We start from the raw sequence: 23,813 nt of genomic DNA on the forward strand, positions 1-23,813 counted from the left end.
TCAGGTAGGAAACGGGAGACACCTCGTATTTTACCGGCTGTAGAACTTCCCGTGCGTCACCTACCAACAACACTTCACTTTGCCGAGGGCAGTACCTGCCGGTTCCGGATTCGGGAATCGCCAAACTCGATGGCAACGGGCGCAATCTCCATCTCAGGTTCGTGCCGTGTCCGGGCTTTGCCGACGGCGACGTGAGGCAACCAGCGGGGCGACCTGTAGCCCAGCGCCGGTGAGCTCAGGATGAAGTCGTCAATGTTGTCCAGGCCCAGGTCGTCCAGAAGTTTGTGGAGCCCTTGCACCAAAAGTGCCTGATAGTCGTGCACTTCCTGTGGCACATCCACCTCGAGCCCCATCAGGCGGCCACCGCCCAAAGGGATCAACTTTTCCGCCTTCCCCAGAAAGCCCTGCAACACCGGCAGTTCGGTCAACCAACTGGCGATCTCCGGAAGCGTCTGTGCAGGTGACGACAAACCCTTGGTCCAGGCTGCGATGTCCTTGCCAAGTTCATCGAGTATTCCAACGTGGAGCAGGGTCAGGTGCAGTCCCGGCGGATTTCGGAGCGAATCCACATACCGGGATAAGCCGTCATAGTCAGCTGGCCCCGCGCCGATACGGAGAACGGGTACCTCAACCGTGATGCGAGGTCCATGCGGTTTGCTTCCAGTGGGGTTGCTGGCCGTCATGGTTGCCATTATGCGCCGAACGCCCAGCGAGTGGGAGGCCGACGGCGGCACTCGCCTGACGCCGTCGAGCCTTGTTCGCTACTTCTTGGGACGGGCCTGGACGAGGTTGGCGAACGGAAGCCGCCCGTGGGCCGCCACGAAGTCGGAATGGTAGGCAGCCTCGGCCGCGTTCAGCTCGGAGGCGGGGAGTTCCTTCCACGCAACAATGAGGTCCAGAGCATCACGCAGCTGCCAGATGAGCCGCGCGTCCCAGACAACAGTGGGACGTCCGCGGCCGTAATCCATGAACTCCTGGATCTGTTTGCGCAGCCCCCGGTTACCTTGGCTGCCGGCGCTGGCTTTGCCCAGGTAAAGTACGGCAGCTTCCGCTATCCACTCGGTTTCCAACGCTTCACGCTTGAGCGAAGGGTCCTTTTTCTTGAACGTGCCTGCGGTGCTCTTGCTGAGGAACACGGGGTCGAAATCCGCGGGGCACAGGATGGCGAAGATGCCGGGGCCTTGGGGAATCCTCATGGGATCGAGTTCGTCGAGCGGTCTGAAGCCGGTGAACCCGTCCTGCATGAGCGACTTTTTGGTGAAGAGCATGGTCCATTGTGTCAAGCTCCCGGAAAGACATCGCCTTGTGCCAATTCTTCAGGCTAAACCAACCACACGAGGCAGCCGTCGCGGCAGGCATCAACTACCAAAGTCGCCGTACGGCGACTTTTCGAAAAGTTGCCGTACGGCGACAGGTTGTCGAAATTGCGCCTGTACGAGAGGCTGGCCCTCCAGTTCGATCGGCACTTGATCAGCATCCTCCGCTCCATGGAGAACCGGGCGAAGGTGAGCTGAACGCCAGCGGCAACTGCCGCCGTCGGCCCCCAAACCCTGAAGCAAGCCTTTCAGCGTTGACAGCCCCTTGTGACCCGTGCCATATTCGAAGCGTGAACCTGTCAGACAGCCGGACAGCCGGACAGCAAGATCCCCAAGGTGGGCACATGCCCATCTCACGCATTTCCGCAGCGGAAGCGGTCTTCGCGGCACTCCGGCGAGCCATCGAGGGCGGGCAGTTCGATATCGGCACCAAGCTGAGCTCGGAAGCTACGCTCGCGGGCCAGTACGGCGTGAGCCGCTCGGTCATCCGGGAAGCACTGCGATCCTGCAACACCTTGGGCCTCACAGTGACCAAAACGGGCAAGGGCACGTTTATTGTGGCCAACAAGGTTGCTAATGACCTTACCTTGGGTCAGTACAGTGCACGCGACCTCAACGAAGCACGTCCCCATATCGAAATCCCCGCAGCCGGACTTGCCGCGCAAAGAAGGACGGACGAGGAACTTGAGCACCTCAAGGACATCGTCCAGGAAATGCTCAACGAGACCGATCCCGAAGCCTGGGTGAACCTGGACGCAAGCTTCCACTCCGCCGTAGCCCGCGCCAGCGGAAACCGGGTATTCGCCAGCGTCGTCTCGGACATCCGCGAAGCCCTGGCGCACCAGTCCGAAACCCTGAACCTCGTCGCTGACCGCCAACACCGCTCCGACGAAGAGCACGTCGCCGTGCTCAACGCGATCGAGGCCGGCGACTCCGAAGCCGCAAGCAAAGCGATGGCCGCCCACCTGCAGGCCGTCAGCGTTGCACTGGACAGGATCCTCAGCAAATGACCCACCCAAAGGACACCATGCCCGCCCCCGCAACAACCGCCAGCCAGCCGGAACTGGCGGCAAAGACGCCCCACCACGTCCCCCTCGTCGAACTGACCCGCGACGGCCTGGTGGAGAGCATCCACTACGGATCGCTGATCGCGCTCACCGCAGATAACAGCACGGCGCTTGAAGCCGGCGAACCGGACGCCCCGATGTACCCGCGGTCGAGCCTGAAGCCGTTGCAGGCTGTAGCCCTGCTCAAGGCCGGCCTGGACATCCCGCAAAATCTCCTGGCGCTCACCGCGGCCAGCCACTCCGGCGCGCAGATGCACCGCAGCGGCGCCGAGGAAATCCTGAAGCTGCATGGCCTCAACGAATCAAACCTGGGCAACAGCACGGACCTCCCTTACGGCGTGGCTGAACGCGAAGAATGGCTCCGCGCCGGCAACGGCCCCACGCAGATTGCGCAGAATTGCTCCGGCAAGCACGCTTCAATGACGGCGGTCTGCGTCATCAACGGCTGGCCTGTGGAGGGATACTTGCACCCCGAGCACCCTTTGCAGGTCCTGGTGCGGGAAACCATCACGGAACTTACCGGTGAGGAAGCCGCTGCGGTCAGCACGGACGGCTGCGGGACACCGCTCTTCGCCCACTCCCTGCATGGCATGGCCCGCGCCTACGGCCGCATCGCCGCCGCGGACGAAAACACCAACGAAGGCAAGGTTGCCCACGCCATGCGCCGGTTCCCGGAGATGGTGGCCGGCGAAGGCCGGGACGTCACCGCCCTCATGCGCGCCGTTCCCGGCCTGCTCGCGAAGGACGGCTTTGAAGGCCTCCAGCTGGTGGGCCTGCCGGACGGCACCGGCGTGGCCGTCAAGATTTCCGATGGCGGCGACCGCGCCCGCATGCCCGTCACCGTTGAGGTCCTTCGCCGGTTGGGCGTCGACGGCGGCAGCTTGGACACGCTTCAGAGCCCACCTGTGCTGGGCGGCGGCCTTCCGGTCGGCGAGATCCGCGCAGCCCACATTTTCAGCAACTAAACCAAGGACAGCTATGACCACCGTCGATCAGGCGATCCCCCTCCGTTCCGAACACGACCTTCTGGGCGACCGCGATGTACCTGCGGATGCCTACTGGGGCGTCCATACCCTCCGTGCCATTGAGAACTTCCCCATCACAGGGCAGCCTCTCTCCACCAACAAGCACCTGGTCAGGGGCCTGGCCGCGGTGAAGCAGGCTGCGGCCCGCACCAACCATGAGCTTGGCCTGCTTGACGCCGAAAAGGCGGATGCCATTGTGCAGGCTTGCCAGGACGTCATGGACGGCATGCTCCACGAGCAGTTCATGGTGGATGTCATCCAGGGCGGCGCGGGAACCAGTTCCAACATGAACGCCAACGAGGTCATCGCTAACCGCGCCCTGGAGATCCTTGGCCACCCCAAGGGCGATTACTCCAAGTTGCACCCCAATGACCACGTGAACCTGAGCCAGTCCACCAACGACGTCTACCCGACGGCGGTGAACCTCGCCACGATCTTCTCCGTAAAGGAACTCCTTGAAGCCCTCGAGGAACTCGAGTTGGCCTTTGCCGAGAAGGGCCGGGAGTTCCGGACCGTCGTGAAAATGGGACGCACCCAGCTGCAGGACGCTGTTCCGATGACCTTGGGCCAGGAGTTCGGCGGCTACGCCGTGACCATTGGCGAGGACCGTGCACGCCTGGACGAGTCCCACATGCTGATCCACGAGATCAACCTCGGCGCGACAGCCATCGGCACGGGACTGAATGCCCCGGCCGGATACGCCGAAGCCGCCTGCCGCCATTTGGCAGAGATCACCGGCCTTCCCTTGCTCACTGCCGCGGACCTCATTGAGGCCACCCAGGATGTTGGCGCCTTCGTGCACCTGTCCGGCGTCCTGAAGCGCGTGGCAGTGAAGCTTTCCAAGATTTGCAACGACCTCCGCCTGCTGTCCTCCGGACCGCGTGCGGGTTTGGGCGAGATCAACCTTCCGGCCGTTCAGTCCGGTTCGTCGATCATGCCCGGAAAGATCAATCCGGTGATCCCGGAAGTGGTCAGCCAGGTGGCCTACGAAGTCATCGGCAACGATGTCACCGTCACCATGGCCGCGGAGGCGGGCCAGCTTCAGCTGAACGCCTTCGAACCGATCATTGTGCACAGCCTGCACAAGAGCATCTCCCACCTGGAAGCAGCGTGCCGCACCCTTACGGCACGCTGCGTCCGGGGCATTACCGCAAACACCGAACGGCTACGGCTTACCGTGGAGCAGTCGATCGGTCTTGTCACGGCATTGAACCCCCATATCGGTTACGCCTCCGCCACCGCTATCGCCCAGGAGGCGCTGGCAACAGGCAAGGGTGTGGCAGAACTCGTGCTGGAACATGGTCTCTTGACCGCCGCCCAGCTTGAGGAACTGCTCAGCCCTGAACGTCTGGCAAATCTGAGCAAATAGGCCGAAACTGGCCAGTAAGCCAACGGCTACAGTCAGCCGTTCCGCCCGATGAGGCATACCCCCACGAGGCGCTGTTCCGTGTGCCCGGATCCCCCGAGCCGGACACGCCAAGGACACCCCCCAACAGGACACTCCTAAGGATTCCAATGACCAACCCCATCACGGACCACACGGTCCCGGCCCAGTCGCACGCCAGCGAGAAAGCCCTCCACAAAGAGGACTCCGGCTACCACAAGGACCTCAAGCCCCGCCAGATCCAGATGATCGCGATCGGCGGCGCAATCGGTACCGGCCTGTTCCTGGGCGCCGGTGGCCGGCTGAACGCGGCCGGTCCGTCGCTCGTCATCGCCTACGCCGTCTGTGGCTTCTTCGCTTTCCTGATCCTCCGCGCACTGGGCGAACTGGTGCTGCACCGCCCCTCGTCGGGATCGTTCGTCTCCTACGCCCGTGAGTTCTACGGCGAGAAGGCTGCCTTCATTTCCGGCTGGTTCTACTGGATCAACTGGGCCACCACCACCATTGTCGATATCACCGCAGTGGCCCTGTACATGAACTTCTTCGGCAAGTACATCGCTTGGATGGGCGCCGTTCCGCAGTGGGCCTGGGCGCTCATTGCCCTGGTAGTGGTCCTCTGCCTGAACCTGGTTTCCGTGAAGGTCTTCGGCGAAATGGAGTTCTGGTTCGCTTTGATCAAGGTGGCCGCACTGGTGGCGTTCCTCCTTGTGGGCACCTACTTCGTCATCTTCGGCACCCCTGTGGAGGGCCAGGAAGTCGGCTTCAGCCTCATCTCCGATAACGGCGGCATCTTCCCGAACGGCATCCTGCCCATGATCATCCTGATGCAGGGCGTGCTCTTCGCTTACGCCTCGATCGAGCTCGTGGGTACCGCTGCCGGTGAAACCGCCAACCCGGAAAAGATCATGCCCAAGGCCATCAACTCCGTGGTCTTCCGCATCGCCGTCTTCTACGTTGGCTCGGTCATCCTGCTGGCACTGCTGCTCCCCTACACCTCTTACGAGAAGGGCGTCAGCCCGTTCGTGACGTTCTTCGGTTCCATTGGCGTGGAGGGCGTGGATGTGATCATGAACCTCGTGGTGCTGACGGCCGCGTTGTCGTCACTGAACGCCGGCCTCTACTCCACCGGCCGTATCCTCCGCTCCATGTCCGTAGCCGGTTCTGCCCCCAAGTTCGCCCAGCGCATGAACAAGGCAGGTGTCCCTTACGGTGGCATCGCCATCACCGCCGGCGTTTCCCTGCTCGGTGTTCCGCTGAACTACCTGGTCCCGTCCGACGCCTTCGAAATCGTCCTCAACGTCGCATCCGTGGGCATCATCGTCACCTGGGCCACCATCGTCCTCTGCCAGATGCAGCTGAAGCGCTGGTCGGACAAGGGCTGGGTGAAACGCCCCTCCTTCCGGTTGTTCGGTGCTCCGTACACAGGTTGGCTGTCCTTGGTCTTCCTGCTCGGCGTGCTGATTATGGTGTTCATTGAATCCCCGCTGACCATGCTGGTCACCGCCATCGCCTGCGGGCTCATGGTCTGGGGTTGGTTCCTGTGCCGCAAGCAGATCCATGAGCTTGCAGCCACCCGCGACGGCTACACCGGCAGCGCGCCGGTCATCGCCAACCGCCCGCTTCCCGGCGGCGACAAGTAACAGCCGTACCAAACAGCGCACGACGGCGGCACCGCCGGTTCCGTAGCAATCGGAACCCAGGTGCCGCCGTCGGGCGTTAACGTCCGCAACCAACTAGCAGATGACGTAGTTCCCAGCGCTCAAAACCGCCTCAACTGCGACTCAGGTGGGTGGGGTCGCGGCGAAGGCAGACATCGGATCATTCGTGACTACTATTGGTCCATGGCTGTCACAGACGAGGCGATCAGCAAGATCAAAGACATGCTGATCCGCGGAGAACTCAAAGCCGGCGATCGTCTTCCGCCGGAGAAGGAACTGAGCGAGCGGCTCGGCCTGTCGCGGAGTTCCCTGCGCGAGGCGGTGAAGGCGCTCGAACTGATCCGCGTGCTGGACGTGCGCCGCGGCGACGGCACCTACGTGACCAGCCTCGACGCGAAGCTGCTCAATGAGGCCGTGGCATTCGTGGTGGACCTGCACCAAGACCGGTCCATCCTGGAACTCTTTGAGGTCCGACGAATCCTGGAACCGGCCACGGCACATTTGGCGGCGGGAAAAATCACCCACGGCGAGCTCCTGGCCCTGCGAAGCACCATGGACGGCATCGACGAGAACACCGAAGTCGAGGAACTCGTTGCCCATGACCTGGAGTTTCACAGCATCATCACCGAAGCCGCCGGAAACGACTACCTCGGAAGCCTCCTGGAGGCCCTTTCCAGCAGCACGGTCCGGGCACGGATCTGGCGCGGGCTGACACAGGAAAAGGCCGTGGCGCATACCTTGGCCGAGCATCACGCGATTGCGGACGCCTTGGAACGGGGAGATGCTGAGCTGGTCCGGGCACTGGTGACGGTACACATCAGCGGCGTGGAGAACTGGCTGCGGCAGGCCCTCTAACCATCGGCCAAAGGCGTTGCTGCCAAGCCGTAAGTTCGAATGGCAGTCCCTTCCAGCACGGCATCCTGCTCCGCCGGGCTCAGTGAAGACACCAGCTCCAGCAGCACCTCCAGCGTCCTGCCATAAGGAGCCCCGAGGGTGCTGACTGGCCAGTCGCAGCCGATCATCAAACGCTGGGGCCCGAAAACCTCCAACGCTGATTCGAAGAGTGGGCGCAACGCATCCGCCGTGTACTCAACGCCCGGCAAATGCAGCCCGGAAAGTTTGGCCACCGAATTCGGTTCCCGCCCCAGCGCCCGGAAGTCGGCGTTCCAGGACTCCATAAGCCCAGGATCAGCCAGCGGCGGCTTCCCTAAGTGATCCAGCACGACCGTCAATTCCGGCATCTCACGGGCCAGACGAACAGCGGAACCCAGATGCCGTGGGAAGGCATCGGGGATGTCGAAGGTAAGCCCCCGCCGGGCCAGCAATGCCAGGGACTCCCGAACATTCGGAAGATCCAGGAAGTCGCTTCGGGGATCATCGTGGATCAGGTGCCGCACTCCCTTGAAAACCGGGTGGGCCGTGAAGCGGTGCAACTGCGCTGCGGCTTCGGATGGCGCGTCCAGGCGGATCCAACCCACCACGCCGAGAACCCAGGGGTTCCGCGACGCCACAGCCAACATACTCTCGGTGTCGGCAACGGTATCGTCGGCCTGGACCAGCACCGCTCCCCGGACCCCGGCTGCCTCCAACCTCTCACGCGCCTCGTCCTCGCCGAAACTCCGGAAGAGCGCACCGTGCTGCGGCCCCAGCCATCCATAGGGGCGCACTCCCCCGGTAACAAAGGTGTCCAGGGTCCACACGTGCAGGTGCGAGTCAATCACGCCCGGCGTTCCTCCAAGGCTGCCCAGAGCTCCCCGGGCACGGGCGCCTCCATGCGTGCTGCGTTGGTGGCCACCTGTTCAGGGGAGGTGGCACCGGCTGTCACGTTCACCACGGCGGGGTGCCGCAGGGGGAACTGGAGTGCCGCCGTCGGAAGTTCCACACCGAAGTCGCGGCAGAGGGCCGCGAGCGCCCGCGCCCGCTCCAGCACCTCCGGCGGCGCCTGATCGTAGTTGTAGTGGGCGTCTTCGGGGACGTCGGGCCGGGCCAGGAGGCCGGAGTTGTAGGCACCAACGCTGACGACGCCGGTGCTTCGCTCCAGGCAGCGGTCAAGCAGCGGAACGTCGGGCTGCTCAAGCAAGGTGTAGCGGCCTGCCAGCATCACGAGGTCCAGATCGGCAGCTTCGACGCATTCCAGGGCCGCTTCTGCGGAGTTGATGCCCACACCTATGGCCTTGACCAGCCCTTCGGCCCGCAGCTTTTCGAGCACAGGCAAGGCTTCGGAAATGCCGGCTTGGAGATCGTGGACATCGGGGTCGTGCAGGTAGGCGATGTCAACGTGGCCCAGGCCCAGCCGTTCCAGGGAGTCCTCGATGCTGCGCCGGATGCCGCCCTCGGAGAAGTCCCACACGCGTCGGCTGGTAGCCGGAACGTCGAAGCCCTCGGGGTCCTGGCCGCCGCCGGAATCCGGTTCCAACACACGGCCCACTTTGGTGGAGATGACAAATTCATCCCGCGGCTTATCCCGGAGGACCGCGCCAAGCCTTTGTTCGGAGAGTCCCAGCCCATAGTGCGGCGCGGTGTCGAAGTAGCGGATGCCGGCATCCCACGCGGCGAGAACCGTGGCGAGCGCTTGCCCGTCCGGGATGGCCCGGTACAGGTTTCCTATGCCTGCACCGCCGAAGCCAAGCCTGCCGAGGCTCAACGGCGGTGTGCGGGGGTCAAGTGAGTTCATGGCAGCTCCCATACCTTCTGGATACCCGCATCCTCCCCTGAGTAATCGTCCTGGACCTCCAAAAGTTCAGCCATCCGGGCCTGCCACGGCACATTGGCGGGGTGCTCGGCGAGCGCATGCCGCATGGCCTGGTAGTTTTCGACATCCACCACATGGAAGAGATCGAGTCCGCTGCGCCAGATCCGCCAGTTCGTCACACCGGCTTCTTTGAGGGCCGCCACCAGCTCGGACGGGATGTGCGCGTGTGCGTCGGCATACTCCGCTTCAGTTCCTGGCTTGAGCTTGGTGTGAAGCGCGATGCTGTCAGCCATGGACGGCCTCCGCCCCGCTGGCAGATGGCTTGAGGAACAGTTCCAGCACGGGCACGGCGACGTCGGGTTTTTGGACGGGCAGCTTGATGGTCAGCGTCCCGGGTGGCTGGCCGCCGGGTGTCATGTTCATGGCCTGCTGCGCGGGGTCCAGTTCCCGCAGGAACACCTCAGAGGCGTCATTGAGCAGCTGGGCATATTCCACCTTGCCGGCGAGGCCGGGCAGGTGGACGTACTCGAACGGCCAGGCAAAGAGGTGGACGTACAGCCTGTCGCCGCGCTGCGTGTAGCGGGTGTCCGTGGGCGCTGTGAAGGTCGAGGCGCCGGCACCGTAGATGGCACGCGAGTGCAGCTTCATCCATTCCCCGATGCCCTCCAGCGAATCCAGCGCCCTCGGGTCCAGGTTCCCCCTCCCAGTGGGGCCTACGTTGAGCAACAGGTTGCCGCCCTTGGAGACACCATCCACCAGCATGCGGATCAGCAGGTCAACGGGCTTGTAGTTCAGGTTGTCCCTGTCATAACCCCAGCTGCCGTTCAACGTCTGGCAGGCCTCCCAGGTGACGGGTTCGCCGTCGACCATCATGGGGCCGGCGGGCTGGTACTGCTCGGGCGTGACAAGGTCTCCCGGGATTTCCAACCGGTCGTTGACCACAATGGTGGGTTGGAGGTCCCGCACCATGGCAAGCAGGGCCTCGGAGTCCCAGTCTTTCCGTCCTTTCCCTCCCCAATATTCTTCGTGGTGTCCGCCTGTGTAGGAGAAGTCGAAGAACAGGTAGTCGATGGTGCCGTAGTTACTCAGGAGCTCGCGCACCTGGCCATGCAGGTACTCGCGGTAGCGGTCCATATCCCGGCCTGCATTCAAGCTTTCGACGTCGGCCGCGTTGCGTTGGGGATGTACCCCGTCCACGGTGAAGTCGGGGTGGTGCCAGTCGATGAGGGAGTGGTAGAAACCGACCTTCAGCCCTTCGTCCCGGAGTGCCTCCACATAAGGGGCGATCAAATCCCGGCCCGCGGGAGTATTGGTGGCTTTGTAGTCCGTCAGGGCGGAATCCCACAAGCAGAAGCCGTCGTGGTGCTTGGTGGTGAGGACCACGTATTTCATTCCGGCGTTACGTGCAGCCCGGGCCCATTCCCGGGGATCGTAGAGGTCCGGATCAAAACGGCGGAAGTACTTGGCGTACTCCTCCACCGTTGTTTCCTCCTTGTTCATCACCCACTCGTGGCGTGCCGGCAGGGCATAGATGCCCCAATGCACGAACATGCCAAAGCGTGCCTCCTCGAACCAGGGTGCGTGCTGGATCAACGGGATTCCTTCCATACGGGGCCGTTCGGAAAGCTGTACGCGGCCAGTGTTTCACGGAGCATTTCGTTTCCGGCGCCAGGGTTCGACGGCGGCCAGTAAGCGCCGTCGTGGACGTCCACAGGTGTGAGGAAGTGTTCATGGAGGTGGTCCACGAACTCGATGGTCCGGCCTTCCTTGCTGCCGGACAGGGCAACGAAGTCGAACATCGACAGGTGCTGCACCGCCTCGCACAGTCCAACACCCCCGGCGTGCGGACACACCCTGACCCCGAATTTTGCGGCGAGCAGGAGGATGGCGATGTTCTCGTTGACTCCTGCTACGCGGGCGGCGTCGATCTGCAGGACCTGGAGGGACCCTGCCTGCAACATCTGTTTGAACACCACCCGGTTCTGGACGTGCTCTCCGGTGGCCACGGGAATCGGGGCTACACCGCGGGCGATGGCGGCGTGGCCCAGGATGTCGTCCGGGCTGGTGGGCTCCTCGATCCAGGCAATGTCATAGGGGGCCAGGTGGGCCATCCACTCGATGGCTTCCTGGACGTCCCAGCGCTGGTTGGCGTCCACGGCGATCTTGATATCCGGGCCAACGGCTGCGCGGGCAGCCTTGACGCGGCGTATGTCGTCCTCCAGGGAAGCACCCACCTTCAACTTGATCTGGGTGAAACCGTCGGCCACAGCTTCCTTGGCCAGCCGCGTCAGTTTCGCGTCGCTGTATCCCAGCCAGCCCGGCGTCGTGGTGTAGGCGGGGTAGCCTTCGGCCCGAAGTGCCGCTTTCCGCGCTTCCCTGCCGGGTTCGGCGGTCCGCAGGATGTCCAGCGCTTCCCCGGGAGTGAGGGCGTCGGTGAGATACCGGAAGTCCACCAGTGCCACGAGCTCTTCCGGGCTCATTCCTGCGAGTAACTCCCAGAGGGGCAGCCCGGCACGTTTGGCCTTCAGATCCCAGAGGGCATTGACCACGGCGCCGATCGCCATGTGCATCACACCCTTCTCCGGCCCCAGCCAACGCAGCTGCGAATCGTGGGCCAGCAGCTTCCACGTGGCGCCCATGTCAGCGAGCAGATCCTCAACATCAGCGCCGAGGAGGTGATCCCGAAGGGCGTTGATTGCCGCCGTTTCGACCTCGTTGCCGCGTCCAATGGTGAACACGAAGCCGTGGCCCTCATGCCCGTCCTCTGCGTCCGTGCCAATGATCAGATAGGCCGCGGAGTAATCAGGGTCCGGATTCATGGCGTCAGAGCCGTCCAGCTCAAGGGATGTGGGGAAGCGGATATCGAACGTATCCACGGCGGTAATGGTGCTCATGCGGCTCCTGAAAGTGCGTCACGATTCTTCACCGAGCCTAAACATCCGATGTCTCCCTTGTCAATGGGTCACATTTCCGTATTATGGGGGAAAACACCACACTAGAGCTCGGATGTTAGTCCCGAACACGGAGGAAGCCATGACCTTGAAATTCGCCAGGCTGGGCACGGCCGGAAACGAACAACCGGCCGTCATCGCCCAGGACGCCCAGGGTGCTGAAAAGTACTTCAGCCTCACGCCCTTGACGCAGGACATCGACGGCGCTTTCCTCGCCACGGACGGTATCGAGCGCACCCGCCAAGCCCTTGATAACGGCGAACTTCCCGAAATCTCCCCCGAGGGCCTGCGCATCGGTGCCCCGGTTGCCCGCCCGGGCGCAGTGGTGGCCGTCGGCCTGAACTACACCGCCCACGCCGCCGAATCCGGGGCGACGCCACCCGAGGTTCCCGTGGTCTTCCTCAAGCCCACCAACACCATCGCCGGACCATTCGACGCCGCGCCCATCCCGCCGTCGTCGGAAAAGTACGACTGGGAGGTGGAATTGGCGATCGTGATCGGCCAGGAAGCGTCATACCTTTCCTCCTCCGAAGAAGCCGGGGGCTGCATCGCCGGCTACGCAGTGGCCAACGACCTCTCCGAGCGCGAATACCAAATCCCCGGGGCCGCGGGACAGTGGACCAAGGGAAAATCCCTCCCCGGCTCCACTCCCCTGGGCCCGTGGCTGGTTCCGGCCTCTGACATCGATGCCGGCAATTTGCGCCTCCAGACCTTGGTCAACGGTGCGCCGCGCCAGGATTCCAGTACCTCGGACATGATTTTCGACCCCGCCACGATCGTCCACCACCTCAGCCAGTACATGGTCCTGGAGCCCGGCGACGTCATCATCACCGGCACGCCCGAAGGAGTGGCCATGTCCGGGCGGTTCCCCTTCATCCAGCCCGGTGACGTGGTGGAACTGGAAATTGATGGCTTGGGACGCCAGCGCCAGGAGTACTTCCGGGCCACAACGCGCACGGCAGTCCAGGGCGGCGCCGCTTCCTTCGCCGGAACCAACGCCTAGGTACATGGCCGTGGGCAACGAATTTGAGGGTCTCGCAGCCTTGGTAACCGGCGGTGCCTCCGGAATCGGGGCGGCCATCGCGGACCGCCTCGCATCCGGCGGTGCGAAGGTGGCCGTCCTGGACCTCGCACCGGAAACCAGCCCCCACTTGGCTGTCCAGTGTGACGTGGCCGATGACGCGTCGGTGCGCGCCGCCGTCGAAACTGTCCTTAAGCATTTCGGCCGTCTGGACATCGTGGTCAACAACGCAGGCATCGGCGCCCAAGGTGACATCGCTGCGAACGACGACGCCGAGTGGCTGCGTGTCCTCAACGTCAACGTAGTGGGAATCGCCCGTGTCAGCCGCGCCGCGTTGCCCTATCTACGTGAGTCGCCGGCAGCCGCGATCGTGAACACCTGCTCCATCGCGGCAACGGCGGGGTTGCCGCAGCGTGCGCTGTACTCGGCGTCGAAGGGTGCGGTGCTGTCCCTGACGCTCGCGATGGCGGCCGACCACATCCGTGAAGGCATCCGGGTCAACTGCGTGAACCCCGGCACCGCGGACACCCCGTGGGTGGGACGGTTGTTCGACTCCGCTGCCGACCCTGCCGCCGAGCGCGCCGCCCTCACCGCCCGGCAGCCCCACGGCAGGCTGGTGGATGCCGCAGAGGTGGCCGGCGCCGTCGCGTACCTTGCCAGCCCTCTGTCCGGTTCGACCTCGGGAACCTCACTGGCGGTCGACGGCGGCATGCAGGGCCTGCGGCTGCGTCCCGTTCAGTAGGGCGGCGTTCAGTAGGACGTTTCGTAACGCAACGGACCCGCAACCTCCTGCAGCGGTGGTTCGCCTATGCTCACTCCTAGAGATCAACGGCGACTCACTTAGCAACCTCAGGAGCATCACCCATGAGCAACTGGCGCATCAGGGACTTCCATTCCTCCGACCTCGACGGCATCCTGCACCTCTGGGAGTCCCTCAAGGCCGACGGCGTGGAACCGGTATACGCGTTGTCCGAAGTCCTGGCGTCCTGCGAGAAGGACCATGCGGTGGTTGCGGTCCAGGGCGAGCAAGTGGTGGGTGCCGCCGTCGGACGGGCCGCACACGACCAAGGCTGGATCGTCTTCCTGGCCACGCTCACCGAGTTCCGGGGCCGCGGCATCGGCACCTCGCTGCTGTCCGCCGTCGAGAACCGCATGGCTCCGCACGGTCTCAACAAACTCTCGGCACTCATGCCGGAGACCGAAACGCGCGTGGAAGCTTTCCTGGGCCGGGGATTCGTGGTCAAGAAGAACCTGCGATATTTCGAACGGACCATCCCCGTGCAGCGGCAGGAACTCGGAGCATTGGGGCTCTTGGGCGGGCGCATCCTTGCCCGCGATCTCTGGGAGAACGTGGCCGGCATGCGCCGCGAGAAGGAACTGCTGGAACGCCGGCTGGTCCTGCCCTTGGCCGAGGCCGACCTCGCCGACGAATATGGCGTGGTGCCCCCGCGCGCCGTGGTGCTGTTCGGGCCTCCGGGTACGGGAAAAACCACGTTTGCCAAGGCCATCGCGTCGCGGCTGGAGTGGCCGTTCGTGGAAGTCTTCCCGTCGCGCCTGGCCGCCGACCCCAAGGGACTCGCGGGCGCACTGCGGGAGACCTTCCTGGAAATTGCCGAGCTGGAACACGCCGTGGTGTTCATCGACGAGGTGGAAGAAATCGCGTCCCAGCGTGCCGGTGATCCGCCGTCGCCGTTGCAGGGCGTCACCAACGAGCTCCTCAAGATCATCCCGGCCTTCCGTGAACAGCCCGGCCGCTTGCTGGTGTGTGCCACCAACTTCATCCGCGCCCTCGACACCGCGTTCCTGCGCCACGGCAGGTTCGACTACGTCATCCCCATCGGCCTTCCTGATGTCCACGCCCGTGAAGCCATGTGGCAACGGTTCATCCCCGCAACGGTGGTGGACTCGGTGGATATCGCCCAGTTGGTGGAACGGACCGAGGGCTTCTCTCCCGCGGACATCGAGTTCGCGGCCCGCAGCGCCTCCCAGCGGGCACTGGAAAAAGCCGTATACGACGACGGTGCTGCTTCGAGCGGTTCGGCCGGGGGTGGGGCTGGGTCCGGGGCAGAGGTTGGGCCCGGGGCAGGGGTTGGGTCCGGGGTCGGGGCCAACACACGTAAGGGGCCCGTTACCCAGGACTATCTCGACGCGATTGCCGATACCCGGACCACTGTCAGCGCCGAAGTGCACCAGGACTTCCTCGAAGACATCGACGTGTTGGGCCGCGTTTAGTTTCCCTTTGCCCGAGTTCGCGGGAACGCTGCGGGGCCGCTGGAAACTTCCCAGTGATCTCGACGCATTGGGGCGCGTCTAGTTTCCCTTTTGCCCGAGTTCGCGGGAACGCTGCGGGGCCGCTGGAAACTTGCCGGTGATCTCGACGCATTTCAGCGATCTCGGCGTAGAGGCAGGGGCAGCGGTAATCTTTGAGCCATGTCCTCGAATCCCCTTCGCCATGCCCTGTCCCGCATGGGCGGCCGTGATCCCCATGAAAAGCACCGCACGGCAACCCCGCTGGAGCTTTTCTTCGACCTGACCTTCGTCATCGCTTTCGGTGTTGCCGGAAACCAGTTCGCCCATGCCGTGGCTGAGGCACACTTCTGGCCAGGGCTCTTGGCCTTCTCCTTCGCCATGTTTGCGGTGATCTGGGCGTGGATCAACTTCACCTGGTTTGCCAGCGCCTACGACACCGATGACTGGGTGTTCCGCGTGGTCACTATGGTGCAGATGGTGGGCGTCCTCATTCTGGCCATGGGCATCGAGCCGGTGTTCCACTCCATTATCGAAGGCCAGCACGTGGACAACGTCACCATGGTGCTCGGCTACATCGTCATGCGGGTGGCACTGATCTTCCAATGGTTGCGGGCTGCGCGCCAGGACCCCGAACGCCGGGAAACCTGCCTGCGCTACGCGAAGTACGTGTCGATCGTCCAAATCGGGTGGGTTGCTGTTCTTGTGGTCGATGCGAACGTCCTGACCAACTTCCTGATGGCAGCTCCGCTGTTCATCCTGGAAATGGCAGCCCCCTACTTTGCAGAACGGAAGATCCGGACACCTTGGCATGCACACCACATCGCGGAAAGGTACGGCCTGCTGGCCATCATCGCCCTCGGTGAATGCCTGATCGGCGCCATCGAAACCCTGCGGGCGATTGTGGCAACGCATCAGTGGTCCATGGATGCGGCCTTGGTTGGACTCAGCGGCACTGGACTGGCCTTCGCCATGTGGTGGATCTATTTCATCCTGCCGGCTGGTCCCGCCCTGCACGTCCAGCGGCACCGCTCATGGGTGTTCGGCTACGGGCACATGCCGATCTTCGCTGCCATTGCCGCCACCGGCGCAGGACTGCATGTTGCGGCGTACTTCATTGATCATGAAACCCACATTCCTGCGGCCGCTGCCGTGGCGTCCATTGCCATCCCGGTCATTCTCTTTAAAGCCTCGTTGACCACTCTTTACAGCATCATGCTCGGCCGCGACCGGGAACAGCTTTGGGGCACCGCCCTGGTGCTCGTGGGCTTGGCCGCAAGCGTTGCCATGGCTGCAGCAGGAGCCTCCGTGCCGATCTGCATGCTGGAGATGATGGTGGTCCTTGGCCTGTCGATCGCGTACGACGAACGACGCGGGCACAAAGGCCGGGCAGCGGCTCTCCGTCGGCTGGAAACTGCTGCCGGGTGAGGTTTGCCCTGCGTTGCGAGGCCCACTAACCACCCAAAACCCCGCGCAAACCATGCACAACGGGCCCCACAACCCACCACCCCTGCGTTGCGAGGCCCACTAACCACCCTTAGCCCCGCGCAAACCATGCACAACGGGCCCCACAACCCACCACCCCTGCGTTGCGAGGCCCGCTTAGCAGCCTTAGCCCCGCACAAAGCATGCACAACGGGCCCCACAACTGAGGGCGCGGGCTACTCGGGAGCGATCTCATCCAATTCGCGGAGCAGGTGAGGGTTGATCCGCTCCAGGATCATCCGGACTTCTTCGCGGGGAACGGCCGTGTACAACACAGGGCGGGCATCGGCGTAGCGGGTTACCGGCGGTTTGTCCGGCCACTTCTCCGCAAGTGCCTTGACCCTTTCCGGCAGGGAATTGTGGGCGTTGTCCGCGATTTTCACCAACGTGGCGTCGTGGTCCTCCGCGACGTAACGGATGCCGGCGTCGTAATCATCCGGGTCGTCATGGAAGCGCCGGGTGACGCGTTCAATGATGTCCACAGCCCGCTGGGACACTCCCATGTCCAGCAGTGCCTGCCGGGTGATGGGGGTGTCCTCGGCAATATCGTGGAGGTAGCCGGCGATCTGGATGTCGTCGTCAAAGTCGGCCAGGGCATCGCCCACTGCCAGCACATGCTCGCGGTACGGGCGCTTGAGCTTGTCCTTTTGCCGGTTGTGGGCCACCTCCGCCAGGACCTGGGCTGTTTCTACGGTGAAGCGTGGTTCGGTCATGCTGGCCTCCGGCTTGAAGAGGGACCGACGGGGATCGGTCCTCCCTTCAGGCTATCCGGTGTGACGGAGACGTACGTGCCAAGTGCCCCGGACTACCAGTCCTGTACGGCGCGGGCGGCGATGGCGACGGTAACAGCCCTCGGCATGCGCTGGGCGAACCCGGCGGTCACCCTGTTGACCCAGCCCGAGACCACGCTGCCTGGCGTGTCCTTGCGATCGAGTGCCTTGAGCGCAGTGCCGACCACCTGCTCAGGGGTCTGCATCTTGCCAACTGCCGCGGATTCACCACCGAGGACCTCGAAGAACTCAGTACGTGTCGCACCGGGGCAAAGGGCCAGGACACTGAGTCCGGAGTTCTTGGTTTCGTGGGCGACGGCCTCAGTGAAGCTCAGGACGAAGGCCTTGGTGGCGCCGTAAACGGCCATGCCTGGAATGGGTTGGAAGGCTGCGGTGCTGGCGATGTTCACCAGAGCACCCTTCCCGGAGGCGAGCAGGCCTGGGAGGAAGGCCCGGGTGATGTCCACGAGGGCCGCCACGTTCAGGGAAATCTCGGACGCAATGACGTCCGGATCTTCCTCGGCCAGCGGGCCGTGGGTAGCGAAACCGGCATTGTTGATCAGAGTGTCCACGGTGATTCCGCGGCTGGAGAGTTCGCTCAAAAGCTCCCGGCCCACGCCTGCCCGGCCCAGGTCCAACGGGAGCACTGTCACGGTGACGCCGTGCCGCGAGCGCAGGTCCTGAGCCAACTCCTCCATACGGTATGCGCGCCTGGCTACCAGGACAAGGTTGGAGCCCCGTGCGGCGAATTGTCCGGCGAACTCAGCGCCCAGTCCGGAGCTGGCGCCGGTAATGAGGGCAGTTGTACCTGCGTAGGTCATGGTCATGGCGGATTCCCGTTTCGGTTGAGTCGGAGACTGATGTAGTCGCTGCCTACATGGTAGGCAGCGACTACTTTGTTGTCAATGACTACATTGGCTTAGACTTGTGGCATGACTGACCAGCCCTACCACCATGGAAAACTCCGGGAAGCCCTCCTGGAACGCGCCATGGTCACCATCGAAGAAGCCGGCGTGGAGGGACTCTCGCTGCGGCAGCTGGCCAGGGACGTCAACGTCAGCCACGGTGCCCCGGCCAAGCACTTCCGCGATAAGCAAGCCCTCATCGACGCCGTGGCGCTGGCCGGTTTCGAGTCGATGAACAGCCTCATTCAGGACGCCGCCCGGTCCGGCGACGACCTCCACAGCCGTTTCGTCAGTGTTGGGAAGTCCTACGTGGACTTCGCCGTTCAGCACCCTGCCCTGTTGACGGTCATGTACTCCACCAAGCACCACCCGGACTCCAGCGAGGAACTGCGGAACACCGGCGCTCAAGGCATACAGGTTGCCCAGGCACTGATCGCCGAGGCCCAGCAGGCCGGCGCCCTGGCTCCGGGCAACACGGAAACGCTGGCCATGGTGTGCTTCGTCAGCCTCCACGGCACAGCCCTCCTCGCGGCCGGCGGACATCTGGACGGCAACTCCGTGGAGGACGTGGTCATGGCTGCCACCGACACCCTCTGGGCAGGGATGGCCGCCGGCGTCCCTGCGGCGCAGCTCGATTAGGCAGCCCAACTCCCCCGAACCCTGCTAATCCACATCTACGCCGGAAGCCCTGCGATGACTTCCCGTACGGCGGAGCTGAGCTGGAAGTTGCGGCACCCCACTCCCCCGGGCTCCGCCTGCTGCGGGACGTACCCAAAGCCGAGTTCATAGACAGGGTCCGCGAACCCCAAAGATGCGCTGGCGCCGTCGTGCCCGAACGCGCGGTAGCTGCCGAACGGCATCCGCGCGTGGGACTTCATGAACACCGTTGCGAAGCAGCCTGCCTCACCAAAGACGCGGTCGATCCCGAAGACCTGTTCGGCGGACATAGTCCGGATGGTCTCTTCAGTCAGGAGGGGCACGGGATCCCCGGAGCCGGCCAAGCCCGTCAGCGCAGCAGCGTAAATCCTCGCCATGCCCTCGGCACTGGCCACGCCGGCGGCCGAACTCAGCCCGGCAGCCCGCACTTCCCGGATGTTCGGCAGGTCCAATATGTCACCCACCGCAGAATTGGCCGCCAACCCAAAATGGCTGGCTGGATCCACCCAGGGCCAGGAAGGATCGGCCGCCCAACGGAAGGGTGCGAAGCGGTCTTCTTCGGCCTCGGGCAGGCCCAGGAAAAAGTGGGCCCCGGTCACAGCCCGGATCCGCTGTTCAAAGACATCCTGAAGGGTTGAGCCGGTGATGCGGCGGCAGAGCTCTTCCATGAAGATCCCGATGGTCAGCGCGTGGTATCCGAACGCTGCGCCAGGTTTCCACAAGGGTGCCAGTCCGGCGAGCTTTTCCGCTGCGAGCTCGGAGTTATTGACCTCGTCCAGCGTCAGTCCCCCTTCGACTCCCAGCAGCCCTGCCTGATGCGAGAGGAGCTGCGCCACGGTGATCGACGTCTTGCCCTCTACTCCAAATTCCGGCCAATACTTGACCACCTCAGCGTCAAGATCCAGCTGGCCGTCCTGGACGAGCAACGCCATCACCAGCCCGGCCATGCCTTTGGAGCAGGAGAAAACACCCGTGACTGAGTCGGGGCGGATGTGGGGACCGCCGCTGAGGTCGAGTACTTTGACCCCGCGGTGGTATGCCGCCACCTGCGCAGAATAGTCCGCGTCCTGATCGAGGAAGCGGCCGAAGAGCTCGGCAACGGGTTCAAATCCTGGGGCGATCACCTGTGCATGCATCCAGACAGCCTACGTGGTGGGCAGCTCAGGGCCGGGGAGTTTTCCACACCCAAGGGTCCCTGGGCAGCTTCCGGGGATCGAAGTGCGGCAGGACCTGCGCAAGGGTTCCCGCGGGCAGGCCCAGTGATTCAAGGATCAGGTGACGTACCCGTTCGGCAGGGATTCCGACGGCGGCGAGGTCACCCAGCGTGACAGCGCCGTCGCGCTTCGCCAGCCTCACGCCGTCGTGGTTCACCACCAGCGGAACGTGGGCGTATTCGGGGATCTGCACGCCCAAGAGTGTCGCCAAATAGGCCTGCCGAGGGGTGGACGGAAGGAGGTCGTCGCCGCGCACCACCTGGTCGATCCCCTGGGCGGCATCATCCACCACCACCGCCAGGTTGTAGGCGGTCACTCCGTCATTCCGGCGCAGCACAAAGTCGTCCACGACCCCCACATAATTACCCTGCAACTGGTCCTCAACAGCCCACTCCAAAACGTCCGCCCGCAAGCGGATCGACGCCGGACGTGACGCGCGCCGGATCTCCCGTTCCGCAATCGACAACCGCCGGCACGTCCCCGGATACGCGCCCTGCGGCGCATGGGGCGCGGACGGCGCTTCCTGGATTTCCCGGCGGGTACAGAAGCATTCGTAGGTGCGGCCATCAGCGGTAAGGCGCGCAATCGCTGCGTCGTAGAGCGCCGCGCGCTCAGTCTGGCGTACGACGGCGGCGTCCCAACTGACGCCGATTGCCTCCAGATCGCGGAGCTGCTCCGCCTCCGCGCCGGACCGGGCACGGTCAAGGTCCTCCACCCGCAAGAGGAAATCCCTGCCGCTGGACTTCGCGAACAGCCAGGCAAGAATGGCCGTTCGGAGGTTGCCGACGTGCAGTTCGCCCGAAGGGCTCGGGGCGAAACGGCCAGCTGAAGTCATGGTCCAAGCCTATGCGCCGGCCGATCCTGGCGGGTGCCCGCTAACGCCTGGCCGGTGCCCGGCAACGCAAGGCGGGCGCCCGGCTATACGCGGCGGACGCCCGGCAACGCAAGAGCCCCTCAGCTACCGCAACGATCCGGTGGCTCAGGGGCTCTTACTGTGCTGCCCGCACGATACGGGCGAGTGCAGAATGACAATGCTGTGAACAAGAGTCAATCAGCGGCGGCTTCCTTGCGGGAAACGTATGCAGGGAACCGGGTGGTGTTCCGGATGCCTGGTGCCTGCGGGGTCCGGCGGTAGCCTTGCCCTGCTTCGTTGTCACCATTTGAGCAGAACGCATACAGTTGGTGCAACGGACAATGAAAAGATTGGTCGATCTGACCAGTCAGCACGGAATACTTGGACAGGAAGTGGTCACTTTGCAGGAACTCGACGCAACGGACCGACGAATCCTGGCTGCCCTCGATGAAGATCCCCGGGTGCCCATCATGGTGTTGGCCCAGAAACTCCACCTCGCCCGCGGTACCGTGCAATCCCGCTTGGAACGGATGACGGCGGCCGGAGCTCTGCGGCCCAACAGCAGCCGTGTCCTGCCCTCGGCCCTGGGCCGTGGCGTAGCGGCGGCAGTCAGCGCTGAGCTGGACCAAAGCCACTTGAACGAAGCGATCGCCGCACTCCGGGAGATCCCGGAAGTCCTCGAATGCCATGCCCCGGCCGGGGATACGGACCTCATCATCAGGGTGGTGGCTAAGAGCCCGGACGATCTATACCGGGTCTCCGAGGAAATTCGCCTGTGCCCTGGAATTGTCCGGACGTCCACCAGCATGTTCCTCCGCGAAGTGATTCCTTACCGGACCACCGGGTTGTTGGCTCAATAGCCGGCAGGCAGCCCGGGACTAGACGGGTGGGCCGATGTTGGTTTTCAGGTTCTTCATCACCAACGTGGACGTCAGCCGCTCCACGGCAGGGAGAGCCGCCAGTTCCTCGTCGTAGAAATGCTGGTAGGCCGGAAGGTCGGCCGCGATGACCTTGAGCAGATAGTCAGGGGATCCGAAAAGCCGCTGGGCTTCCACAATGTTGGGGCTGGCCGTAACGCGATCCTCAAACTCCGCCATGATGGTGCGCTCCACTTGTTTGAGCGTGACAAACACGATGGCCTCGAATCCCAGCCCCAGCGCCGCCGGATCAATGTCCGCACGGTAGCCCCGGATCACGCCCGATGACTCCAGGTCCCGGAGCCTCCGATGGCACGGTGCAACCGTCAAACCCACCTGCGAGGCAAGGGCTGTGGCCGTCATTCGGCCATCCTCTTTGAGGTGGCGCAAAATACTTCTGTCGATTCCATCAATCACGCAATAATCTTACTCAGAACAGCGCACGACGAGCTAAAAACAAGAGCACTTATCGACCGTTTTTGCCTAGAGTTTTCCCAGCATCTAGCCCTGGAGGGAAAACGTGAATCCGCAGCTGTTCCTGGCCTTCATGGTTGTCGCCGTCAGCCTGGCCTGCACGCCAGGCGTCGACTGGGCCTATTCCATTTCGGCAGGACTCAAGCAACGCAGCTTCGTCCCCGCCGTCGCAGGCCTGTGCAGTGGATATGTCATCCACACCTTGCTCATGGTGGCAGGCCTGGCGGCCCTGCTGGCCGGAGTTCCGGGCCTTCTGGGGTGGCTGACCATCGCCGGCGCGGGCTACTTGTTGTATCTCGGCGTCTCCACCATGCGCTCATGGCGAGGCGCGAGTTTCAGTGCGGAAGCCGGCGTCGTACAGTCCGGAAACCAGCTCCGCACGTTCTTCCAAGGCATGGGCACCAGCGGCATTAACCCCAAAGGCCTGCTGTTCTTCGTTGCGCTGGTACCGCAGTTCGTCAGCCCTGAGGCAGCACTGCCCGTTCCGGTCCAGTCAGGCTTGCTGGGCCTGACCTTCGTGATCCTGGCCGCGGTGGTGTACACCGCTGTGGCGTTGACGTCCCGGAAGCTGCTGGCTTCCCGGCCCGGCGCCGCGCGGGTTGTAACCCTGGTCAGCGGGATCATCATGATCGGACTCGGGACAGTGCTGTTGTCGGAGCAACTCTTCCCACTGCTGCTGCAGATACAAGCGGCAAACAGCTAACCTGCGAGCAGTTCGTCCAGGCGCTCGTATCCTTCGATCACGCCGTAGTCCATCCCGGTTGCCACGGCCATGTCGCGGGCTTCCACCGAAGGGTAGACCTCGTGGGCAGACATCCGGGTCCTGCCATCGATTTCCTCGAACGTGGTGGTGCTGATGACCACCTGGTTGGGTGCGCCCTCGAATTCGACGGTCTGGATGATCAGGGCATCGGATTCAACGGTGTGGAAAACACCGCGGAAGCCGTACATGCCGTTGTCATCGCCGCTTTCGTAGCGCCAGCTTCCGCCAGTGGTTGCGTTGTACTCGGTAATTTTCGTCTGCGTGCTGCGGGGGCCCAACCACTTGGCCAAGAGATCCGGGTCTACGTGGGCTTTGAAAACTGCGCTGACCGGGGCATCGAATTCGCGGACCGTGTCCACGAACGGGACGCCTTCGTTGGCAGTGATCGTTGTTGGATTGCTCATGAGGGTTCTT

25 protein-coding genes are annotated in these 23,813 nt (G+C 63.7%); 12 read left to right on the forward strand and 13 right to left on the reverse strand.

All coding sequences use genetic code 11. The features are described 5' to 3' along the window. Positions 1 to 74: 74 nt before the first annotated feature. Positions 75 to 683 (reverse strand): hypothetical protein, encoded by a 609-nt coding sequence (locus LDN85_RS19920; RefSeq protein ID WP_223943931.1) that lies wholly within the window; start codon positions 681 to 683, stop codon positions 75 to 77. A gap of 78 nt (positions 684 to 761) precedes the next feature. After that, positions 762 to 1,268 (reverse strand): hypothetical protein, encoded by a 507-nt coding sequence (locus tag LDN85_RS19925; RefSeq protein ID WP_223943932.1) that lies wholly within the window; start codon positions 1,266 to 1,268, stop codon positions 762 to 764. 338 nt (positions 1,269 to 1,606) lie between these two features. Here LDN85_RS19925 and LDN85_RS19930 point away from each other — a divergent pair, with 338 nt between their 5' ends. From LDN85_RS19930 to LDN85_RS19950, 5 genes are all read left to right on the forward strand, one after another. Next, positions 1,607 to 2,326 (forward strand): FadR/GntR family transcriptional regulator, encoded by a 720-nt coding sequence (locus LDN85_RS19930; protein WP_026542683.1) that lies wholly within the window; start codon positions 1,607 to 1,609, stop codon positions 2,324 to 2,326. After that, entirely contained in the window at positions 2,323 to 3,348 is a 1,026-nt protein-coding gene (locus LDN85_RS19935; RefSeq protein ID WP_223943934.1) for an asparaginase, read from the forward strand. The genes LDN85_RS19930 and LDN85_RS19935 overlap by 4 nt, the downstream gene beginning before the upstream one ends. Before the next feature lie 13 nt (positions 3,349 to 3,361). Continuing rightward, on the forward strand, positions 3,362 to 4,777 hold the full coding sequence (gene aspA / locus LDN85_RS19940) for an aspartate ammonia-lyase (RefSeq protein ID WP_091553122.1): 1,416 nt from the start codon (positions 3,362 to 3,364) through the stop codon (positions 4,775 to 4,777). A 146-nt stretch (positions 4,778 to 4,923) separates the two neighbouring features. After that, positions 4,924 to 6,432, forward strand: a complete 1,509-nt coding sequence (locus tag LDN85_RS19945; RefSeq protein WP_026542680.1) for an amino acid permease — start codon at positions 4,924 to 4,926, stop codon at positions 6,430 to 6,432. Between the two features lie 201 nt (positions 6,433 to 6,633). Beyond that, on the forward strand, positions 6,634 to 7,305 hold the full coding sequence (locus tag LDN85_RS19950; RefSeq protein WP_223943935.1) for a FadR/GntR family transcriptional regulator: 672 nt from the start codon (positions 6,634 to 6,636) through the stop codon (positions 7,303 to 7,305). Here LDN85_RS19950 and LDN85_RS19955 read toward each other — a convergent pair. The 5 genes from LDN85_RS19955 to LDN85_RS19975 are packed head-to-tail and all read right to left on the reverse strand — an operon-like array spanning position 7,302 to position 12,036. Further along, positions 7,302 to 8,171, reverse strand: a complete 870-nt coding sequence (locus LDN85_RS19955) for an amidohydrolase family protein (protein WP_223943936.1) — start codon at positions 8,169 to 8,171, stop codon at positions 7,302 to 7,304. The two genes, LDN85_RS19950 and LDN85_RS19955, sit on opposite strands and share 4 nt — an antisense overlap. Further along, positions 8,168 to 9,136, reverse strand: coding sequence for an aldo/keto reductase (locus tag LDN85_RS19960; RefSeq protein WP_223943937.1), 969 nt, complete (start codon positions 9,134 to 9,136; stop codon positions 8,168 to 8,170). The genes LDN85_RS19955 and LDN85_RS19960 overlap by 4 nt, the downstream gene beginning before the upstream one ends. Continuing rightward, on the reverse strand, positions 9,121 to 9,435 hold the full coding sequence (locus tag LDN85_RS19965; protein WP_223943939.1) for an L-rhamnose mutarotase: 315 nt from the start codon (positions 9,433 to 9,435) through the stop codon (positions 9,121 to 9,123). The genes LDN85_RS19960 and LDN85_RS19965 overlap by 16 nt, the downstream gene beginning before the upstream one ends. After that, on the reverse strand, positions 9,428 to 10,735 hold the full coding sequence (locus LDN85_RS19970; RefSeq protein WP_223943941.1) for an alpha-L-fucosidase: 1,308 nt from the start codon (positions 10,733 to 10,735) through the stop codon (positions 9,428 to 9,430). Before LDN85_RS19970 ends, LDN85_RS19965 begins: the two co-directional genes overlap by 8 nt. Continuing rightward, positions 10,732 to 12,036 (reverse strand): L-fuconate dehydratase, encoded by a 1,305-nt coding sequence (locus tag LDN85_RS19975; RefSeq protein ID WP_223943942.1) that lies wholly within the window; start codon positions 12,034 to 12,036, stop codon positions 10,732 to 10,734. The genes LDN85_RS19970 and LDN85_RS19975 overlap by 4 nt, the downstream gene beginning before the upstream one ends. A gap of 139 nt (positions 12,037 to 12,175) precedes the next feature. Between LDN85_RS19975 and LDN85_RS19980 the strand changes: the two genes are divergently transcribed. From LDN85_RS19980 to LDN85_RS19995, 4 genes are all read left to right on the forward strand, one after another. After that, positions 12,176 to 13,096, forward strand: coding sequence for a fumarylacetoacetate hydrolase family protein (locus LDN85_RS19980; RefSeq protein WP_223943943.1), 921 nt, complete (start codon positions 12,176 to 12,178; stop codon positions 13,094 to 13,096). A gap of 4 nt (positions 13,097 to 13,100) precedes the next feature. Beyond that, complete coding sequence (locus LDN85_RS19985) at positions 13,101 to 13,856, forward strand: SDR family oxidoreductase (RefSeq protein ID WP_223943944.1); 756 nt, start codon at positions 13,101 to 13,103, stop codon at positions 13,854 to 13,856. A 122-nt stretch (positions 13,857 to 13,978) separates the two neighbouring features. Continuing rightward, positions 13,979 to 15,346 carry a GNAT family N-acetyltransferase gene (locus LDN85_RS19990; protein ID WP_223943945.1) on the forward strand — a complete coding sequence of 456 codons (1,368 nt, stop codon included), beginning with the start codon at positions 13,979 to 13,981 and terminating at the stop codon, positions 15,344 to 15,346. Between the two features lie 198 nt (positions 15,347 to 15,544). Continuing rightward, entirely contained in the window at positions 15,545 to 16,789 is a 1,245-nt protein-coding gene (locus LDN85_RS19995; RefSeq protein WP_026548441.1) for a low temperature requirement protein A, read from the forward strand. Positions 16,790 to 17,022: 233 nt separating this feature from the next. Here the strand turns inward: LDN85_RS19995 and LDN85_RS20000 are convergent, their stop codons facing one another. Both LDN85_RS20000 and LDN85_RS20005 read right to left on the reverse strand, forming a co-directional pair. After that, positions 17,023 to 17,559: an HD domain-containing protein gene (locus LDN85_RS20000; protein WP_091553143.1), complete on the reverse strand. Its 537-nt coding sequence runs from the start codon at positions 17,557 to 17,559 to the stop codon at positions 17,023 to 17,025. 92 nt (positions 17,560 to 17,651) lie between these two features. Further along, positions 17,652 to 18,443, reverse strand: a complete 792-nt coding sequence (locus tag LDN85_RS20005; RefSeq protein WP_223943946.1) for an SDR family oxidoreductase — start codon at positions 18,441 to 18,443, stop codon at positions 17,652 to 17,654. 105 nt (positions 18,444 to 18,548) lie between these two features. Here LDN85_RS20005 and LDN85_RS20010 point away from each other — a divergent pair, with 105 nt between their 5' ends. Further along, positions 18,549 to 19,160: a TetR-like C-terminal domain-containing protein gene (locus LDN85_RS20010; RefSeq protein ID WP_223943948.1), complete on the forward strand. Its 612-nt coding sequence runs from the start codon at positions 18,549 to 18,551 to the stop codon at positions 19,158 to 19,160. A 35-nt stretch (positions 19,161 to 19,195) separates the two neighbouring features. On the opposite strand, the gene LDN85_RS20015 is transcribed toward LDN85_RS20010, so the two are convergent. Continuing rightward, complete coding sequence (locus tag LDN85_RS20015) at positions 19,196 to 20,314, reverse strand: serine hydrolase domain-containing protein (RefSeq protein ID WP_223943949.1); 1,119 nt, start codon at positions 20,312 to 20,314, stop codon at positions 19,196 to 19,198. A 25-nt stretch (positions 20,315 to 20,339) separates the two neighbouring features. Next, positions 20,340 to 21,227 carry a tRNA glutamyl-Q(34) synthetase GluQRS gene (gluQRS, locus tag LDN85_RS20020; protein ID WP_223943955.1) on the reverse strand — a complete coding sequence of 296 codons (888 nt, stop codon included), beginning with the start codon at positions 21,225 to 21,227 and terminating at the stop codon, positions 20,340 to 20,342. 359 nt (positions 21,228 to 21,586) lie between these two features. On the opposite strand from gluQRS, the gene LDN85_RS20025 reads away from it, so the two are divergent. Next, positions 21,587 to 22,105, forward strand: a complete 519-nt coding sequence (locus LDN85_RS20025; RefSeq protein WP_175493477.1) for an Lrp/AsnC family transcriptional regulator — start codon at positions 21,587 to 21,589, stop codon at positions 22,103 to 22,105. 18 nt (positions 22,106 to 22,123) lie between these two features. Here the strand turns inward: LDN85_RS20025 and LDN85_RS20030 are convergent, their stop codons facing one another. Next, positions 22,124 to 22,579, reverse strand: coding sequence for an Lrp/AsnC family transcriptional regulator (locus LDN85_RS20030; protein ID WP_223943956.1), 456 nt, complete (start codon positions 22,577 to 22,579; stop codon positions 22,124 to 22,126). A gap of 103 nt (positions 22,580 to 22,682) precedes the next feature. On the opposite strand from LDN85_RS20030, the gene LDN85_RS20035 reads away from it, so the two are divergent. Continuing rightward, complete coding sequence (locus LDN85_RS20035; protein ID WP_223943958.1) at positions 22,683 to 23,339, forward strand: LysE family translocator; 657 nt, start codon at positions 22,683 to 22,685, stop codon at positions 23,337 to 23,339. Here LDN85_RS20035 and LDN85_RS20040 read toward each other — a convergent pair. Continuing rightward, positions 23,336 to 23,803, reverse strand: a complete 468-nt coding sequence (locus tag LDN85_RS20040) for an SRPBCC family protein (protein ID WP_223943959.1) — start codon at positions 23,801 to 23,803, stop codon at positions 23,336 to 23,338. The two genes, LDN85_RS20035 and LDN85_RS20040, sit on opposite strands and share 4 nt — an antisense overlap. Positions 23,804 to 23,813 lie beyond the last annotated feature (10 nt).

This window comes from Arthrobacter sp. StoSoilB20 (assembly GCF_019977295.1).
Lineage (GTDB): Bacteria > Actinomycetota > Actinomycetes > Actinomycetales > Micrococcaceae > Arthrobacter > Arthrobacter nicotinovorans_A.